The sequence below is a fragment of the Pseudomonas hormoni genome (assembly GCF_018502625.1).
Taxonomy (GTDB): Bacteria; Pseudomonadota; Gammaproteobacteria; order Pseudomonadales; family Pseudomonadaceae; genus Aquipseudomonas; species Aquipseudomonas hormoni.
The window spans coordinates 3,288,080-3,304,417 of sequence record NZ_CP075566.1; the positions used below are offsets into that span (position 1 = coordinate 3,288,080).

Below are 16,338 nucleotides of genomic sequence, written 5' to 3' on the forward strand. Positions count from 1 at the left end.
CGGTCCTGCTCCGTGGGCCCGCCGCCATCGGCCATCCATGGCCGGGGACGGCTAACCCGGCATCCCTGCCGGGTTGCCCACTACGCAGAACCTGCGCTCGGCCTTCCGACGGGGCAGATCAAGATCAAAAACCAACGCGAGGCGGCCTGATAGCCGGCCTGAAGTTCGTCAGGATCATCAGGGGTGAACACCAATGTCACGACCGCCAAAAAAACCTGTGGGAGCTGGCTTGCCAGCGATGGATGCCCAGACACCGTGTTCTTTCAGACAGCACGCGTCATCGTTAACGACCATCGCTGGCAAGCCAGCTCCCACAGGGAACGCGAAACGCTTCAAACGACAGGCCGGCCGGTAGGCCGCCTCGGTTGCATTGGCGGTGGTCGCCCCCTCGTGAGGCCGAGTGGAGGTTCTGCGCAGTGGGCAACCCGGCAGGGATGCCGGGTTAGCCGCCCCCGGCCATGGATGGCCGATGGCGGCGGGCCCACGGAGCAGGACCGGAACGAGGGCATGCCGAGCCTAGGCGAGGCACCGAACGACAGGGGCAAAAGCGCTTGGTTACTTGGCGCTTCTCCAAGTGACCCGCTGTAAAAGCGGAACCAATAGCCGCCGTTACCGCAGCAACGGATATGTACACCCCTTACAATCAGCCGAACACCATCACAATCAGGTTCAGGCTTTAATCACAGAGCGCTTACAACAACGACAAGGTGTAGTTGATGATAAAGCGATTCTGGTCAACATTACGCCCCGCATCAGTGTTCGACTTGCCATTGCGCACACTGAACCCAAGCCCCTTGAGCGACCCCGACTGCAACACATAGTCCAAGGTCATATCACGCTCCCACTCAGACTGATCCCCAGCATTGCGGACCTTGATATCCGTCCCCTTCAAATACACGATCGACGCCTTCAGCCCCGGCACACCCAAAGGCGCGAAATCATAGGTGTATTGCCCAAAATTCGTCTGCTCTCCCGCACGGGTAAAACTCTGGATCATGCGGTCCGTCGGCAGGTAAACACTGCCGCCACCCGCCCCTTTATCAACCAGGCTGCCCTGGTTGGGCTGGACGAAGTTACTGCCATCACCCACTTGCTGATGCCCCAGCGACACCGAGTGGCCACCGTTCATATAAGTGATCATCGCAACCCAGGTGTTGTTGTCGATTTCGCCATTGTTATCCTCGGTGTAACCGGAGGTGCGATAGCCTTGTGCGCGGCCTGCGGCGGAATTGTTAGCCCCGGTCGACGTCGTGCGAAAGTAACGCAGGTCAGTGGTGAACGAGCTTTTGCTATCGATCGGCAACACGTGAGTCAGACCGAAGAAGTTCTGGTTATAGAAGTCTTCCATCTGCGCGAAGTAATACTGCGCTTTGAGTTCCTTGGTGATGAAGTAATCCCCCCCGGCGAAGTAGAACTTGTTGCTGTCCTGTGTGGCGCCCGGTACGGACAAACCGGTCCGGTCCGTCGAAGCGCGACCGACCGCATGTTCAAGCACACCACTGGTCAGCATCAGCCCATCGATGTCATTCGAAGTGATCTGGGCACCGGTGAACGATTGCGGCAATACGCGGGCATCGTTCGACAGCAGGATCGGCAATTTCGGCAGCAACGTACCGTAGCGGAACTCCGTCTTCGCAATCCGCATCTTCGCCGTGGGACCAAAGCTGCTCCAGGTATCGGCAGCACCGTCGCCATCCGTCGGGATCATGCCGCTACCGACGTGGCGCCCGGCACCACTGTCCAATGTCACACCCAGCAGCGCCTGAGCATCCAGCCCGAAACCGACCGCGCCTTGGGTAAACCCGGACTCATAGCGCAGCACGAAACCCTGTGCGGCTTCCTCGGTTTTCGAGGGATCTGCCGCACCATCGCGGTTATCGCTGTTGAAATACAGCGTGCGCATCGAGAGGCTGGCTTTGCTGTCTTCCAGAAAACCGTGCGCGGCAGAATCCGCTGCCTGTGCGCAGATCGAACCGGTGGCCAACAAGAGTGCGGTGGGGATTGCTCGCTTGAACATACGGTGCTCCAGGGTGATTTTTTTATGGTTTTTGAGTTTTGAACGACCGCAATCCGCCGCTGACACCCAACACCGGCGCGCACGATGACGCGCCCAATGAGTGACCATGAGCATTGAAACTGGAGAGCGGTCGGAGGGTTCGAGCTAGATCAGGTAAGAAAGACCCACGGTCAGCGCGAAGGCGACCACCGAAATGATGGTTTCCAGCACGGTCCAGGTCTTGAAGGTCTGGGCGACGCTCATGTTGAAGTATTCCTTGATCAACCAGAAGCCGCCGTCGTTGACGTGGGAAAAGATAACCGACCCGGCGCCCGTCGCCAGCACCAGCAACTCCGGATGCGGATAGCCCAGACCAATGGCCACCGGCGCGACAATGCCCGACGCCGTGGTCATGGCCACGGTGGCGGAGCCGGTGGCGATGCGCATCAACGCGGCGAACAGCCAGCCCATGAGCAGCGGCGACAGGTGAAATTCATGGGCCAGGCTGACGATCTGATCGGTGACCCCGGCGTCCACCAGAATCCGGTTCAACCCGCCACCGGCACCGACCAGCAAGGTGATGCTGGCGGTCGGCGCCAGGCATTCGTTGGTGAACTTGAGGATCGATTCGCGGTTGAAGCCCTGGGCAATACCGAGGGTCCAGAAGCTCAGCAAGGTCGCCAGCAGCAGCGCGATCACCGAGTTGCCGATGAACAGCAGAAACTGGTTGAAGCCGCTGCCCGGCGTGGAAATCAGGTTGGCCCAGCCGCCGATCAGCATCAGCACCACCGGCAACAGAATGGTCGCCATGGTGATGCCGAAACCCGGCAGGCTGTCGCGCGGTTCACGCTCAAGGAACTGCCGCTCCAGCGGGTTTTCCGCCGGCAGTTGAATGCGCGGCACGATGAATTTGGCGTACAGCGGGCCGGCAATGATCGCCGTTGGAATGCCGATCAGAATCGCGTACATCAACGTCTGCCCCACCGACGCCTGATAGACCTGCACCGCCAGCATCGCCGCCGGGTGCGGCGGCACCAAGGCATGCACCACCGAGAGCCCGGCGACCATCGGCAGACCGACCATCAGGATCGACACGCCGACGCGCCGCGCCACGGTAAAGGCGATCGGCACCAGCAACACAAAACCGACCTCGAAGAACAACGGCAGCCCGACCAGGAAGGCGATGCAGACCATCGCCCAGTGCGCGTTCTTCTCGCCGAAACGGTCGATCAGGGTCCGCGCCACCTGCTCGGCGCCACCGGACTCGGCCATCATCTTGCCGAGCATCGTGCCCAGCGCCACCACCAGCGCGATATGCCCCAGGGTTTTGCCCACGCCGGCCTCGTACGCACCGACCACGCCGGACGGCGGCATGCCGGCCAGCAGCGCCAGGCCGATGGACACCAGGGTGATGACAATGAACGGATTGAGTCGGTAACGGGCGATCAGAACGATCAGGGCAATGATGGCGATGGCGGCATACACCAGCAGCCAATAGCCGAAGGACAGGGTCATGCGGTACTCCTCGAAAGGGTCACGTCGAATGGGTTGTGAAACTCATAAAACATTTCGAAGAGCGATTTTCAAACGAGGCGAAAGTAATTTTCGTAGAGGGATAAGGGTTGTCGCGTAGAGGTATGGAGGGTCGTTGTTTTTGAAATTGGGTCAGGCGGATTTTCATCGCGCTTGCGCTGTTTGTGCTCCGGTATCCGCACCGGTGGTCACCGGTTCGGATCAATCGCCACTACAGACTTATACTCTTCAGTTCGTCTGCTCTGTGTCAGGAAATCCGTCGACACCCGTGCGCGTTAAAGTGCGCCCGTGCCAATCGCAAACGTGCCAACACTTTGAGGGGAATGAACGTTTATGACGACACAAACCGAAACCGCCATTCTGGCCGGTGGCTGCTTCTGGGGCATGCAGGATTTGCTGCGTCGCTACCCCGGCGTGCTGTCCACGCGGGTGGGTTACTCAGGAGGCGATGTGCCGAATGCGACCTATCGCAACCACGGAAACCACGCGGAAGCGATCGAGATTGTGTTCGACCCGCAGCAGATCAGCTACCGCCAGATCCTCGAGTTTTTCTTCCAGATCCATGACCCGACGACCCGCAATCGCCAGGGCAACGATGTCGGCGCCAGCTACCGCTCTGCCCTCTTCTACCTCAGCGCCGAGCAGAGGGCGGTTGCCGAAGACACCGTGGCTGACGTCGAAGCGTCTGGCCTCTGGCCTGGCAAAGTGGTCACCGAAATCACCCCGGCCGGACCGTTCTGGGAAGCCGAACCGGAACACCAGGACTACCTCGAACGCCTGCCCGACGGCTACACCTGTCACTTCATCCGGCCAGGCTGGAAATTGCCCGTGCGCGGGTAGTCACGAAACAGAGGCGGCTCGAATGAGCCGCCTCTGTTATTTCATGCTCGACCGCACTTTCTCCCTCATTGGTTCCCGCCACCAAGATACTCAAGCGTCTGCGCCGTACTCCACAGTGCATTGGCGATGTAGCGATAATTGATCAATGCCCAGTCAGGGCGGTATCGACATGATTCAGCCCGGGCTGCCGAAGATATCGATTGCCGAACCCAGCGTGCTGTTTTGCCCGAGCAGTTGCCGCTACCAGTTGCGCTCCAGTTCAGCCCAGGGCGCCGAGCTGGTCTGCGCCTCATTTCAGTTCGGGCGCAACTCGCTACAGCCCTTCCCTCTCGGCCTCAAGGAAACGCTGGTATTTCCCATCAGCAACCTGGAGAACATCGCCCCGGTGATCGGCTCGCTGATCGGCGAATTTCAGGATCAGGCGCCCGGCAGAACCAAGGCGCTCAACCTGCTGCTCGAATACATCTTCGTGCTGCTGGTGCGGCGTTCCGTCGTGGAGCAAAAGATTTCCGGCGGCCTGCTCTATGCCTTGCAGGACGGGCGCCTTGGCGCAGTATTCAGCCGCATTCACCAAGAGCCCGAAGCCGCCTGGACCGTCGAAAAACTGGCAACGCTGGCACACATGTCCCGCTCAAAATTTTCGGCGTACTTCACCCGGATCATGGAGGTCTCACCGATGGGCTACGTCACCGCGTGGCGAATGAAAGTCGCCCAGGACTTGCTTCGCGACGGCGTTCAAATCAAAGTCATCGCTGCGTCGGTCGGGTACAGCTCGCAAGCGTCTTTCTCCAGAACTTTCCTGAACGTGGTGGGCTCGCCCCCCGCCGAATGGCTCAAGCGTGATCCCCGTGAGGAGGTTCCCCTGGTGACGGCACACGTGCAGCAAAGCGAGTCGGACGACGCACTTTAAAATGACTTGATCTTCCAGCCCAAGAGAGCAAAAGCATGATCACTTGTTATCTGAAATACGTGCTTGATCCGTACCAGATTGAAGCGTTCGAACACTATGGAAAGTTGTGGATGCCTCTCGTTGAAAAATTCGGCGGCCAGCATCACGGCTACTTCCTGCCGTCCGAAGGCGCGAACAATATCGCCCTGGCGATGTTCAGCTTTCCAAGCCTTGCCGCGTACGAACGTTATCGGCAGGACTCCATGAAAGATCCCGAGTGCATCGCGGCGTTCAAGTTCGCTGAAGAGACAAAATGCATTCTCAGTTATGAGCGCAGTTTTTTCAGGCCCGTGTTTGGCGATCAGGCGCAACAACCCGCCTGATGTCGGTCGGCAGTGTGTAGCCCTCACCCAGGAGAAGTCGCATGGGTTCCTCTTACAAAACCGCACGATCCTGGCTGCAGTCACTGCTGTTCCTGAATATCGTCATCCCCACCGTGGCCAGTGCCGAGCCACGGCCCGAGCACATGGTCTACTTGCGTACGATTGATCCGACCATCGAGCAGGACATACGCTACGCCGGCGCCCACAACTTCACCGGTCACCCACTCGACGGGTACGCCGCCGCCGAGTGCCTGATGACGCTCGACGCCGCCAAGGCGCTCGCTCGAGTACAAACAGCGCTGCGCTCGCAGGGTTATGGTTTGAAGGTCTTCGACTGTTATCGACCGAATCGCGCTGTCGCCGATATGGGGCGCTTCGCAAACGAACCGGGCGACCCGCGCAAGGCCGAGTTCTACCCGCGCGTGGACAAGCAGGATTTCTGGCGCCTGGGGTATGTGGCGCGGGTGTCGAATCACTCCAGGGGCTCGACCGTGGACCTGACACTGACCGGACCGAAGGCCCTGCCCGCCGCAGCCTGGGCGCCTTCGGCCGCGCAGGTCGATTGCACGGCACCCTATGCTCAGCGCTGGCATGACGGTGCACTCGACATGGGCACCGGTTTCGATTGCTTCGATGAGCGGACGCATACCGCCAACCCGACCATCAACGCGACCGCGAAGGACAATCGCCAGCGGCTAAGCAGTGCGATGGAAAAAGAAGGGTTTTCCGGGTATTCGAAAGAATGGTGGCACTTCACTTATGCAGGCGCCAGCACGCCGAACGAGGTCATGGATTTTCCGATTACACCGCTCAGCGCCAGCGAAGCCCTCGACGCCAGCCATCAGCTGATTGTGGTCACCAGCAAAAACTGGGACGACATCCAGGGCACCGCCCAACGCTATGAACGGGATGGCAAGACCTTTCGAAAATCGGGTAATCCGTTTGCCGTAGTGGTCGGCAAAAACGGCATGGCCTGGGGCAAGGGCTTGAGCAGCGCAGAGCCAGACGATGGTCCGGTGAAACGTGAAGGTGACGGAAAAGCGCCGGCCGGGGTATTCAAGCTCGGAACGGCATTTGGCTACGACAACACGGCCGAAACGAAACTGCCTTACCTCGCGCTGACACCAACCATCGAATGCGTGGACGACAGCCACTCCGCACGCTACAACCAACTGGTCGACGGCTCGAAGATCGCCAAGGACTGGAACAGCGCCGAACGCATGCGCAGCGAGGAAGGCTATCGCAAAGGCATTGTCATCGAGCACAACACACCGGCGTCACCCGCCTCGGGCTCGTGCATTTTCTTCCATATCTGGCGCAGCCCGAGCTCGCCGACGGCGGGCTGCACGGCCATGGATCAGACGGACATTTCCCGTTTGTTCGACTGGCTCGATCCTCGTCAGTCTCCCCTGCTGGTGCAAATGCCCGAGGCGCAATACGAACACTTGCGCGAGCGCTGGAATCTCCCGGAACGGTGATGCATCAGCCCTGCTTCAAATCGAGGCAATAGGTGTAGTAACCCGTTTCGCGCACGTAGCCCAGGGATTCATACAAGCGTTGTGCCTGGTGATTGTCCGTGGCCGTTTCCAGCACCATGCCTTTGGCGCCGGTCAACAACGCGAAGGATCGCGCGGTGTTCATCAGCTGCGTTGCGACTCCGCGGCCTCGGGCGGCGGGTGCGGTAAACAGGTCGCCGAGCAGCCAGGTGCGGTGCGCATCAATGGAGGAAAACGTCGGAAACAACTGGACGAAACCCAGCGCTTCGCCGGCGGCGTCCCGGGCGAAGAAGATCACCGACTCATCCCGGGTAATGCGCTCGGCGATAAAGTGGCGGGACTGATTCAGGTTCGAGGGCTGGCCGTAGAAACCCCGATAGGCGTCGAAGAGGCTGGCGACTTGATCGATGTGCGTAGCGTCGGCGCGATGTACCTGAATATCCATTTCAACTGTCTCCGTTTGGTTCAAGACTCATGGTAGTAGTAGAGCTTGTTAATGATCACCCAGCGATCATCGATTTTCAGTAGCGACAGGTAATCGGTAAACCTCATCCCCGCATAATCATCGATTATTTTTACGGCGGCGGCGTCGCCCGTTATATCCAGGTCAATCACTTCCCAAAAAGGCTTCACCTCTTTTGCCGCCGGGCCCTCGGTTTTGATCGCGTCGATAAACTCATCAAGGGACAGCCATTCAAGTGCTTTGTGGTAGTGACCGATGATGCGACAAGACGGATGAAAAGCCTGTCGCAACAACGATTCGTCAGCGAAGACCATACCCTCGACATAGTGTTTGACTGTAGTTTTGACAGACTCTTTTTCTGTGGAATCAGTTGTCATGACTCACCTCCATTTCTGCTAACGCATGCTGAATGGCTCGCACGGGCGTCCGCGAACGATCAGGTCGTTTCGTCATACGGACCCTGCGGGTAATGTCGATAAACGGCGTGACAATCAGGCTGTAGACCGTCAGGTATCTGTCGTGATCCTGTTCACCGGTGCCGAACCGGAGGACTTCGGGCTTCGACGTGGTGACGTAGAGCGTACCGAACATCCAGTCCCACATTGACAGGTTGATACTGAAGTTTTTGTTGATGTGTTGCGGTGCGTCGCTGTGGTGGATCTGGTGCTGGGCCGGGCTGTTAAGTACGTGCTCGAGCACTGGGCCGAACGACAACCAGACATGGCTGTGACGCAGGTTTCCCGCCAGCGCATTGAGGATGAACACCAGATACGTCACGCCAAACAGGGAATAGCGGCTGATCTCGCCACCACAGGCGTACCAGAAGACGCCGGCATAGGCGCCGATGCCGATGATCGTCGAGAGCTTTTCGACAATCTTCTCGACGAAATGAACCCGGCTGGCCGTCGCCGGCACCAGCACCGGCGCCGAGTGATGGACTTTGTGAAAGGCCCAGAGCCATCGGGAATGAAAGGCGCGGTGAGCCCAGTAGGCCATGAAGTCTTTCACCAGGAAAACGCCCAGGCCGTAGAGCAAGGACAGTGACAGGTTTTGCTCCACTTGCACCCGCGCACCCCACAGGTTGGTAAAAAAGGCGATGTAGTCGCCGGAGCGCAGGACGAGCGGGTCCACCAGGCCGACAATCGGCAACACCAACGCCACTTTCAGAATCGCCCGCACAAAGTAGTAGCGGTAATCGAGCAACGCCGAACGATGGAAATACACGCGTCGCCCGCCGATGAACTGTCCGAACGACTGTGCTTCGGTGAGACCTCGATGCTTTCTGAACCGGAACAGGGCGTAGGCGATGCTGTACGACGAGAACAGAAACAGTAAACCCATGCGCCCATTCAGATCGAAAAGGCCCAGGAACTGGCGGATGACGGGCTCGATCACCCACGCGGTCAGGCCGTTATAGAGCACCGCAAGGGCATCCACGATGGGCTCGCCTCCATCAATGCAAGGAATTACCAATCACACCGTAACCGAGAACGGTTCTTAAGTGTAGTTCCAGTTCGGGTCTCTGCTCGTCCGTTTCGGAGTTAGGGGCAAGCCCCCTCGCCGCAGTAATGCTGTTCACTTAAGAACGTCTTGAATCAGAGAAACCTGTGGCGAGGGAGCTTGCTCCCGCTTGAGTGCGTAGCACTCACAAAAATCGGCAATGATTGTCAGATTTTAAGGGCCGCTACGCAGCCCAGCGCGAGCAAGCTCGCTCGCCACAAATGTGAGCGGTTTCAGGCGCTGATGCAGCGGTTGCACGAGGTTGACTTGCCGGCGATGGCGCCCTTGAATGCGTCAACACCGGCAAGCCAGGTTCCTATGAAAAAACGATTCTGGCACAGGCGCTAGAACGTGATGGCGGCCGCGGGCGTCACGTCGATCCGCGCCACCGAGCCGGTCAAATGTGCCAGGTCCTTGTTGTGCTCGGCGATGATGTCTTCGGCGGCGAGGTTTCCGTTATCGACAGTGGAGTGAGCGTCAGCTGCCAGCACCACGTCGTAACCCAGTTGCAGCGCCTGACGCACGGTGGCATTCACGCAATAGTCGGTTTGCAGGCCGCAGATGACCAGGCGTTCGAAATCTTCCTTCGGCAGCTGCTTTTGCAGGTTGGTCTGGTAGAACGAATCCGGTGTGGTCTTGCGTACGTGCCAATCCTTGGGCGATGTTTCCAGCCCTTCGGCCAGTTGCCAGCCGTCAGCGTTATACGCCAGCGGACTTCCCTCTTCCTCATGCTGGATCAGCACCACCGGAATCCCGGCCTTTCGGGCTCTGGCGCTGAGGCCGTTGATGCGTTCGATGACACGCGCAATCTCGAAGCACTCGTACTCGCCAGCGCAGAGCGCCCGCTGGACGTCAATGATTAACAATGCGGTAGTCATGATTCCGTCCTTGATCTATCGGTAAGTCAGGGGACAGAAAGTAAATCCGCCCCCCTGCAAACACAACCCTCAATAACCCAGCGACAACCCGGTGTTGCGACGCGGATCGTTCGCCCCGTAGAAACGGTTTTTGCCCACCGGTTTACCGTCCAGCGACGGCGCCCCGACCAGGATCGCCGCGATATGGTTGGCATCCTGCGGCCCGGCGAACTTGTGCCCCCAGCTTTCGAGCAGCTTCACCGTGTCCGGGCTGGTGGTGAAGGTTTCCAGGTTGGTCTCTTCCGGCAACCACTGCTGGTGGAAACGCGGCGCATCCACCGCTTCCTGGATGTTCATGCCGTAGTCGATCACGTTGAGGATGGTCAGCAAGGTCGCAGTGATGATGCGACTGCCACCCGGCGTGCCGACAACCATCACCACTTTGCCATCCTTGGTGACGATGGTCGGGCTCATGGACGACAGCGGTGCCTTGCCGGGCGCGATGGCGTTGGCCTCCCCTTGCACCAGGCCGTACATGTTCGGTACGCCGATTTTCGAGGTGAAGTCGTCCATTTCGTCATTGAGAATGACCCCGGTCTTGCTGGCCATGACGCCAGCGCCGAACCAGTCGTTCAAGGTGTAGGTCACCGAGACCGCGTTGCCCCATTTGTCGACGATCGAGTAATGGGTGGTGTTGCTGCCTTCATGCGGCGCAACCCCGGGTTTGAGCTCGCTGGACACAGCGGCCTTCTGTGGGTTGATGGCAGCGCGGATTTTGGTGGCGTAGTTTTTATCCAGCAGATGCGCGATCGGGTTCTTCACGAAGTCCGGGTCGCCGAGGTAGCTGTTGCGGTCCACATACGCGTGGCGCATGGCTTCGATCTGGTAGTGCATGCCCTGCGCCGAGTGGTAGCCCAGGTCCTTCATCGGGTAGCCGTCGAGGATGTTCATGATCTCGCAGATGACCACGCCGCCAGAGCTTGGCGGCGGTGCCGAGACCACGTGATAGCCACGATAGTCACACTCGATCGGCGCCAGTTCGCGGGTCTTGTACTTGTCGAGATCGGCCTGGGTGATGATGCCCTTGTTGGCCTGGCTGGAGGTGACGATGGCGTCGGCCACCCACCCCTTATAGAAACCGTCGGCGCCCTTCTCGGAAATTTCCCGCAGGGTCTTGCCCAGGTCTTTTTGCACGAGTTTCTGCCCGACCTGCATCGGTTCGCCGTTGCTCAGGAAGATCGAGCCGGAATCCTTGATGTCCTTCTTGAACACGTCGGTGGCGTACTCCAGCAAATCGACATCGCCCTGCTCCAGCACAAAACCGTCTTCGGCGAGCTTGATCGCCGGTTCGATCACTTCCTTGCGCGGTTTGGTGCCGTACTTGCTCAGCGCCAGTTCCATGCCGGAAACCGTGCCCGGCACGCCGACCGCGAGGTGACCACGGGTGCTGAGGTCCGGGACGACATTGCCCTCCTTGTCGAGGTACATGTCGGCAGTCGCGGCCAGGGGGGCTTTTTCGCGGAAGTCGAGGAAAGTCTTGCGCCCGTCCGCCAGTTGAATCGTCATGAAACCGCCGCCACCCAGGTTGCCCGCCGCGGGATACACCACCGCCAGCGCATACCCGACCGCGACGGCGGCATCGACGGCGTTGCCACCGTTCTTGAGCACATCCACACCCACGTGGCTGGCCAGGTGCTGGGCAGTGACCACCATGCCGTTTTCGGCTGCGACGGGCGCGACGGAGGCCGCGTGGGCCATCAGGCAGCTGAGCGCCAAGGAGGTCGCGATGAGCGATTTGGCAAAAGGTTCGAACTTCATGAGTCGGTCTCTTTTTGTTTTTAGGGTCGGTAAAAAACAGAGAAAACGTTTCAAGAGCAGTACGCAGTATGGCTGGGATTACGTATTGCGCCTCCCCGATGAGGCAGTATGCTTGCCCCCTGCTCAACTGTTTCCGGAGTTCGCCGGCATGACGTTTACCTTCACCACCATGGCCTCCCCGGTCGGCGAATTGAAGCTGGTCGCGAACGGCTCAAGACTGGCGGCCATCCTCTGGGAAAACGACAAGCCGAACCGGGTGCGGCTCGGCTCGCTGAGTGAAGCCCCGGACAACCCGATCCTTGTTCGCGCCCGACAGCAACTGACGGAATACTTTGCCGGCACACGAAATCGCTTCGATCTGGAGCTCGATTTCGTCGGGACCGACTTTCAGAAGAAGGTGTGGCAGGCACTGTTGACCATTCCGTTCGGCGAAACCCGCAGCTATAGCCAGATTGCCGAGCAGATCGGCAACCCGAGCGCGGTTCGCGCGGTGGGTGCGGCGAATGGCAAGAACCCGATCTCGATTGTTGCGCCGTGTCATCGGGTGATCGGCGCATCGGGGAAACTGACGGGGTTTGCGGGTGGGCTTGAGGCGAAGGAATTGTTGCTGACGCTGGAAGGTTGTCGAGGTAAAACCGGACGTCTCGAAGGCTTTTGACCTTGCTTGATGTAGGAGCGAAGCTTGCTCGCGAAGGTGTGTCAGCAACGGTGCTGTCGCCTGACACACCTTCGCGAGCAAGCTTCGCTCCTACAGATAACTGCATGCTCAGGCGAAGATGTTTTTCATCGCCGCGTACTGCAGCAGCATGATGGTCTTCGCATCGCAGATTTCGCCGCGATAAAACGCCTCGAGCGCCGCATCGAACGACCACTCCAGCACCTCCAGTTCTTCGGTTTCTTCCTCCAGCCCGCCACCGTCGCTGACTTTCGATGAAGCGTCGTATTCGGCGATGAAGAAGTGCAGTTTTTCAGTCACCGAGCCGGGGCTCATGTAGGCCTCGAAGACCTTCTGCACATGGTGCACGCGATAACCGGTTTCCTCTTCCGCTTCATCGCGTATGCGCTCTTCCGGCGCAGCACCTTCAAGCAACCCCGCCGCCACTTCGATCAGCAAACCGTCGTGACCGTTGACGAACACCGGCAAGCGGAACTGACGCGTCAGCACGACGGTTCTCTTTTCACGGTTGAACAGCAGAATCGCCGCGCCATTGCCACGGTCGTAGACCTCGCGGGTCTGGCGCTGCCATTCGCCATTGTTGCGCTGGTAATCAAAGGTGATTTTCTTCAGCAAATACCAGTCGTGGGACAACACCTGGGACTCGATGATGTTGACCCGCTCGGCTGTGTTCGGCATGACAAGGCGTCCTTATATCGTCAGAAGACGCCCATCTTAGACGAAAAGTCCCTCATGACAGTTGCGCCTTGTATTCCTTCTCATATTGCCCGGCGAGCGTTTCTTTCTGCTTGTCGTCGAGCAACTTGCCGGCCATCTGGAAGAACTTCTGCTCTTCCTCTTTCAAGTGGTGATGGACCTTCTCGGAAAGTTTCTTCGCGGTCGCCAGCCAGGCCGGGCTGGACATCTCGGTCTCGTCGAGTTCTTCCATCATTTCGTCCATCTCATGGTGTTCGGAAATCGCATGGCGGCTGAGGTCGACGCCACTATCGAATTCCATCAACGGGATATAGAAATGCCGTTCTTCAGCGGTTTCGTGCGCCTGGAGTTCGGACTTGAGCTGTTTGTACGCTTCGACGCGTTCCGGGGTGTCGCCGCTGGTCTTGATCAATGCCTTCGCGTAGGTGCGTTGGCGGTCATGGCTTTCGCGCAAGGCTTCAAAAATGTTCAAGGCAGGTAGTCCTCATCGGCTGCGTTCTGGAATGACGCTGTAAAGGCTAGACATCTGCGCGCTGGCGACGGTTCCTCTGTTCATCGGGGGGATAGAACAATCGTCGCGACCCGGATACGCTCGTGCCTCACTGCCATAAGGATGTAGCCGATGACACTCAGCATCGAACTGTCGCAAAACCCGACACCGGAAGATCGCGAGGCGATCCTTGCACCGTTGCGGGCCTATAACGTCGCGCAAGCGGGGGACGGCAACGCACAACCGCTGGCCTTGCTGGTGCGCGATGACCAGGGTGAAATCCTGGGCGGACTGTATGGCCGGTTTTTCTATCAGTGGCTGTTTATCGAATTGCTGTCAGTGCCGGAACAGGGCCGAGGACAAGGCATCGGCTCCAGGCTGATGCAGATGGCCGAAGACCTGGCGCGGGAGAAGGAATGCGTGGGAATCTGGCTGGACACCTTCGACTTTCAGGCGCCGGAGTTTTACAGGAAGTTTGGGTATAGCGAGTTGGGGCAGATCGCTGACTACCCACCGGGGCACAAGCGCTTCTTTTTTCAGAAGCGTCTGATCAACAACGCCGAACTCTCCCTGTAGGAGCATGGCTTGCCAGCGAAGGCGTCCGTGAAATCGCCTTCGCCGGCGAGCCGTGCTCCTACAAGGGTATTGCGGTGTTCAGAAGATCAGAGGCAAGTCGCCAACGCCGCCAACCGGCGCTTGGCGACAAAGTCGTCATGCTTCGCGTAGTAACTCAACGCCGTACCCGACGCATCCGCGGTGATGTCCACAAAGGATTCCGCCGAGCGCGTGTAAACCGTCGATCCGCCCTTCTTGCCCGGTTGCAGGTACGCGCCCGCATCAACGCCGAACACCGCCTCGTCCTGCCAGGAGAACTGCACGCACTGGGCGACAACTTTTTCCGGCTTGTCCGACGTCAGGGTTTTGTACGGGGTTCCGGTACGGGCATCGTTCATTGCCGAACCGGCACATCCCGCCAGCAACGTTGCGGCCAGCGCCACCATCAGAATTCGCATTGCATGTGCTCATCAAGAAAAAGCGGACTTTATCACCGTGGGCGGGCGTATCGTTCTGCTTTACTTCATTTATACCGCGACACCGCGCAACGATTCGCGCACCCTGTCGCGCCAAACGCTGCATCGCCCCTCATTCCGGGCCCATTTTTTCTGGAACGTCCATGACACCCAACGCCGAGTTTTACAAACCGACCGCTGAATATGCCGACAAGCTGATCAGCCAGATCGGTCAGACGCCTTCCTGGATCGCCAAGCGAATCGGCGTCACCGACAAGCGGATTCGTTACATCCTCGACGGCGAACGCACCGTCAAGGGCGAAACCACGCCGATCCAGATGACCTACTGCGAGCAGTTTGCCCTCGAATGCCTGGCCGCTGCGGCCAAGGCCAGCAAGAAGCAGTCTTCGTAACCCATTCTCAAGGAGCGACCATGGCGGCAACCGAACAGCAACACGAGCAGGCGCTGCAGAAGTTTCTTGATGAGCGCCCCGAGCTGCGCCACGAACTCGACAACCTCAACCCGCTGCTGGCCCAGGCCAAGGGTGAGACAGCGGCGCAATTTCGCGACGAACGCTTGCATGAAGCGTTCGAAGCCGAGGCCGAGCGCCTGGGATTGTTCGCCTGGGAGCTGACGCTGCAACTGACTGCCGCTACGGCAGAGGACTATCAGGCCCAGCGTATGGAAGTGCACAAGGAAGTAGCGGAAATGGCGGGGATGGACTGGCTGGAATATTGCGAGTTATATGGATTGAATCCGTAACCGTTGCCGCTCAAGGATCCTGCCGCCGATGCTGCCTTCGTCCTCCACCACCCACGCCAGTCCGGGGCACCTGCACACCCAGAAATGGCGTGGACGCATCGGCCTGTCGCTGGTGGCCGCGCTCTCGGTACTCGCCGGCATGACCGACGCCATCGGCTTCATGGCCAGCGGCGACTTCGTCTCCTTCATGAGCGGCAACACCACCCGCCTCGCCGTGGCGATCAGCGACGGCGACATGGGCCTGACGTGGCGCCTGCTGCTCCTCGTGGCGACGTTCATCATCGGTAACGCCTTGGGCATTGTGGTCAGTCGTGTTGGCGGGCGTCGGGCGCTGCCGTTGTTGCTGTGCATCGCCATGCTGTTGTGTGCGGCTGCGGCCTGGCCCTATGACGAACAACTGCCGGCGCTGCTGGCAGCGATCATCGCCATGGGTATGCTCAATGCGGCCGTCGAAGAAGTGAACGGTCTGCCGGTGGGGCTGACCTATGTCACCGGCGCCCTGTCGCGCTTCGGCCGGGGATTGGGACGCTGGATGCTCGGCGAGCGGCGCAACGGTTGGCGGGTGCAACTGATCCCCTGGACCGGCATGTTTGCCGGCGCAGTGCTGGGTGCCGTGCTGGAACATCATCTTGGGCTCAAGGCGCTGTTTGTCAGCGGATTGCTGGCGGGTGCGCTGGGGGTGCTGGCGCTGAAGATTCCACGGCGTTGGCAGTTGGGGTATATGCCGCGTTGAATCTGCATTGGCTGTTCGGGCCCCATCGCGAGCAAGCCCGCTCCCACAGGTTCTTTTGTCGTACATGAAATCGGCATCCGCCACAAAACCCTGTGGGAGCGGGCTTGCCCGCGATAGGGCCCGCCTGAACAACATCGATTTAGCCGCCCCGCCGATAAAGCTTTATCATGGCCGCAGTTTCGCTGATCGAGTCCG

Annotated in this window: 18 protein-coding genes and 1 pseudogene; 9 read left to right on the plus strand and 10 right to left on the minus strand. The window is 59.2% G+C overall.

Going from position 1 to position 16,338, the window contains the following annotated elements; translation table 11 throughout:
- Nucleotides 1-691 precede the first annotated feature (691 nt).
- Nucleotides 692-2,017 carry an OprD family porin gene (locus KJF94_RS15305; protein ID WP_214377179.1) on the minus strand — a complete coding sequence of 442 codons (1,326 nt, stop codon included), beginning with the start codon at nt 2,015-2,017 and terminating at the stop codon, nt 692-694.
- A 144-nt stretch (nt 2,018-2,161) separates the two neighbouring features.
- A complete protein-coding gene (locus KJF94_RS15310; protein ID WP_090473933.1) occupies nt 2,162-3,511 on the minus strand; it encodes a GntT/GntP/DsdX family permease in 1,350 nt (449 codons plus the stop codon).
- A 351-nt stretch (nt 3,512-3,862) separates the two neighbouring features.
- On the opposite strand from KJF94_RS15310, the gene msrA reads away from it, so the two are divergent.
- The 4 genes and pseudogenes from msrA (at nt 3,863) to KJF94_RS15330 (ending at nt 7,119) form a co-directional block, all read left to right on the plus strand.
- Nucleotides 3,863-4,369, plus strand: a complete 507-nt coding sequence (msrA, locus tag KJF94_RS15315) for a peptide-methionine (S)-S-oxide reductase MsrA (RefSeq protein ID WP_214377180.1) — start codon at nt 3,863-3,865, stop codon at nt 4,367-4,369.
- A gap of 151 nt (nt 4,370-4,520) precedes the next feature.
- A pseudogene (locus KJF94_RS15320) lies at nt 4,521-5,279 on the plus strand (AraC family transcriptional regulator); the annotation flags it as partial.
- Nucleotides 5,280-5,314: 35 nt separating this feature from the next.
- The gene (locus tag KJF94_RS15325; protein WP_214377181.1) at nt 5,315-5,641 is read left to right on the plus strand and encodes an NIPSNAP family protein; all 327 of its coding nucleotides are present in this window, start codon (nt 5,315-5,317) and stop codon (nt 5,639-5,641) included.
- A 41-nt stretch (nt 5,642-5,682) separates the two neighbouring features.
- Nucleotides 5,683-7,119 (plus strand): M15 family metallopeptidase, encoded by a 1,437-nt coding sequence (locus tag KJF94_RS15330; RefSeq protein WP_214377182.1) that lies wholly within the window; start codon nt 5,683-5,685, stop codon nt 7,117-7,119.
- A 4-nt stretch (nt 7,120-7,123) separates the two neighbouring features.
- Here the strand turns inward: KJF94_RS15330 and KJF94_RS15335 are convergent, their stop codons facing one another.
- The 5 genes from KJF94_RS15335 to ggt all read right to left on the minus strand — a co-directional run bounded on the left by KJF94_RS15335 (nt 7,124) and on the right by ggt (nt 11,775).
- Complete coding sequence (locus KJF94_RS15335) at nt 7,124-7,582, minus strand: GNAT family N-acetyltransferase (protein ID WP_214377183.1); 459 nt, start codon at nt 7,580-7,582, stop codon at nt 7,124-7,126.
- A gap of 20 nt (nt 7,583-7,602) precedes the next feature.
- Complete coding sequence (locus KJF94_RS15340; protein WP_214377184.1) at nt 7,603-7,977, minus strand: nuclear transport factor 2 family protein; 375 nt, start codon at nt 7,975-7,977, stop codon at nt 7,603-7,605.
- Entirely contained in the window at nt 7,967-9,037 is a 1,071-nt protein-coding gene (locus KJF94_RS15345; RefSeq protein ID WP_214377185.1) for a sterol desaturase family protein, read from the minus strand. The genes KJF94_RS15340 and KJF94_RS15345 overlap by 11 nt, the downstream gene beginning before the upstream one ends.
- A 407-nt stretch (nt 9,038-9,444) precedes the next feature.
- Entirely contained in the window at nt 9,445-9,978 is a 534-nt protein-coding gene (locus tag KJF94_RS15350) for a cysteine hydrolase family protein (protein ID WP_214377186.1), read from the minus strand.
- A 69-nt stretch (nt 9,979-10,047) separates the two neighbouring features.
- Nucleotides 10,048-11,775, minus strand: a complete 1,728-nt coding sequence (gene ggt, locus KJF94_RS15355) for a gamma-glutamyltransferase (protein ID WP_214377187.1) — start codon at nt 11,773-11,775, stop codon at nt 10,048-10,050.
- A 148-nt stretch (nt 11,776-11,923) separates the two neighbouring features.
- Here ggt and KJF94_RS15360 point away from each other — a divergent pair, with 148 nt between their 5' ends.
- A complete protein-coding gene (locus KJF94_RS15360; RefSeq protein WP_214384881.1) occupies nt 11,924-12,433 on the plus strand; it encodes a methylated-DNA--[protein]-cysteine S-methyltransferase in 510 nt (169 codons plus the stop codon).
- Nucleotides 12,434-12,541: 108 nt separating this feature from the next.
- Here KJF94_RS15360 and KJF94_RS15365 read toward each other — a convergent pair whose 3' ends face one another.
- Together KJF94_RS15365 and KJF94_RS15370 are read right to left on the minus strand one after the other, a co-directional pair.
- A complete protein-coding gene (locus KJF94_RS15365) occupies nt 12,542-13,129 on the minus strand; it encodes an NUDIX domain-containing protein (RefSeq protein WP_214377188.1) in 588 nt (195 codons plus the stop codon).
- A gap of 52 nt (nt 13,130-13,181) precedes the next feature.
- A complete protein-coding gene (locus KJF94_RS15370) occupies nt 13,182-13,619 on the minus strand; it encodes a hemerythrin domain-containing protein (RefSeq protein WP_214377189.1) in 438 nt (145 codons plus the stop codon).
- 150 nt (nt 13,620-13,769) lie between these two features.
- On the opposite strand from KJF94_RS15370, the gene KJF94_RS15375 reads away from it, so the two are divergent.
- A complete protein-coding gene (locus KJF94_RS15375) occupies nt 13,770-14,213 on the plus strand; it encodes a GNAT family N-acetyltransferase (RefSeq protein ID WP_214377190.1) in 444 nt (147 codons plus the stop codon).
- 86 nt (nt 14,214-14,299) lie between these two features.
- On the opposite strand, the gene KJF94_RS15380 is transcribed toward KJF94_RS15375, so the two are convergent.
- Nucleotides 14,300-14,650, minus strand: a complete 351-nt coding sequence (locus KJF94_RS15380) for a hypothetical protein (RefSeq protein ID WP_214377191.1) — start codon at nt 14,648-14,650, stop codon at nt 14,300-14,302.
- Nucleotides 14,651-14,811: 161 nt separating this feature from the next.
- On the opposite strand from KJF94_RS15380, the gene KJF94_RS15385 reads away from it, so the two are divergent.
- The 3 genes from KJF94_RS15385 to KJF94_RS15395 are packed head-to-tail and all read left to right on the plus strand — an operon-like array spanning nt 14,812 to nt 16,143.
- Nucleotides 14,812-15,060 (plus strand): hypothetical protein, encoded by a 249-nt coding sequence (locus tag KJF94_RS15385; protein WP_214377192.1) that lies wholly within the window; start codon nt 14,812-14,814, stop codon nt 15,058-15,060.
- 20 nt (nt 15,061-15,080) lie between these two features.
- The gene (locus KJF94_RS15390; RefSeq protein ID WP_214377193.1) at nt 15,081-15,410 is read left to right on the plus strand and encodes a DUF6388 family protein; all 330 of its coding nucleotides are present in this window, start codon (nt 15,081-15,083) and stop codon (nt 15,408-15,410) included.
- Nucleotides 15,411-15,438: 28 nt separating this feature from the next.
- Nucleotides 15,439-16,143 carry a YoaK family protein gene (locus KJF94_RS15395; RefSeq protein ID WP_214377194.1) on the plus strand — a complete coding sequence of 235 codons (705 nt, stop codon included), beginning with the start codon at nt 15,439-15,441 and terminating at the stop codon, nt 16,141-16,143.
- The last annotated feature ends 195 nt before the right edge of the window (nt 16,144-16,338 follow it).

Bases quoted from the DNA above. Each gene is read 5' to 3' on its own strand.
- KJF94_RS15325 (WP_214377181.1), top strand. From the start codon at position 5,315: ATGATCACTTGTTATCTGAAATACGTGCTTGATCCGTACCAGATTGAA.
- KJF94_RS15305 (WP_214377179.1), bottom strand. From the start codon at position 2,017: ATGTTCAAGCGAGCAATCCCCACCGCACTCTTGTTGGCCACCGGTTCG.
- KJF94_RS15390 (WP_214377193.1), top strand. From the start codon at position 15,081: ATGGCGGCAACCGAACAGCAACACGAGCAGGCGCTGCAGAAGTTTCTT.
- ggt (WP_214377187.1), bottom strand. From the start codon at position 11,775: ATGAAGTTCGAACCTTTTGCCAAATCGCTCATCGCGACCTCCTTGGCG.
- KJF94_RS15310 (WP_090473933.1), bottom strand. From the start codon at position 3,511: ATGACCCTGTCCTTCGGCTATTGGCTGCTGGTGTATGCCGCCATCGCC.
- KJF94_RS15365 (WP_214377188.1), bottom strand. From the start codon at position 13,129: ATGCCGAACACAGCCGAGCGGGTCAACATCATCGAGTCCCAGGTGTTG.
- KJF94_RS15350 (WP_214377186.1), bottom strand. From the start codon at position 9,978: ATGACTACCGCATTGTTAATCATTGACGTCCAGCGGGCGCTCTGCGCT.
- KJF94_RS15385 (WP_214377192.1), top strand. From the start codon at position 14,812: ATGACACCCAACGCCGAGTTTTACAAACCGACCGCTGAATATGCCGAC.
- msrA (WP_214377180.1), top strand. From the start codon at position 3,863: ATGACGACACAAACCGAAACCGCCATTCTGGCCGGTGGCTGCTTCTGG.
- KJF94_RS15380 (WP_214377191.1), bottom strand. From the start codon at position 14,650: ATGCGAATTCTGATGGTGGCGCTGGCCGCAACGTTGCTGGCGGGATGT.
- KJF94_RS15335 (WP_214377183.1), bottom strand. From the start codon at position 7,582: ATGGATATTCAGGTACATCGCGCCGACGCTACGCACATCGATCAAGTC.
- KJF94_RS15375 (WP_214377190.1), top strand. From the start codon at position 13,770: ATGACACTCAGCATCGAACTGTCGCAAAACCCGACACCGGAAGATCGC.
- KJF94_RS15340 (WP_214377184.1), bottom strand. From the start codon at position 7,977: ATGACAACTGATTCCACAGAAAAAGAGTCTGTCAAAACTACAGTCAAA.
- KJF94_RS15330 (WP_214377182.1), top strand. From the start codon at position 5,683: ATGGGTTCCTCTTACAAAACCGCACGATCCTGGCTGCAGTCACTGCTG.
- KJF94_RS15360 (WP_214384881.1), top strand. From the start codon at position 11,924: ATGACGTTTACCTTCACCACCATGGCCTCCCCGGTCGGCGAATTGAAG.
- KJF94_RS15395 (WP_214377194.1), top strand. From the start codon at position 15,439: ATGCTGCCTTCGTCCTCCACCACCCACGCCAGTCCGGGGCACCTGCAC.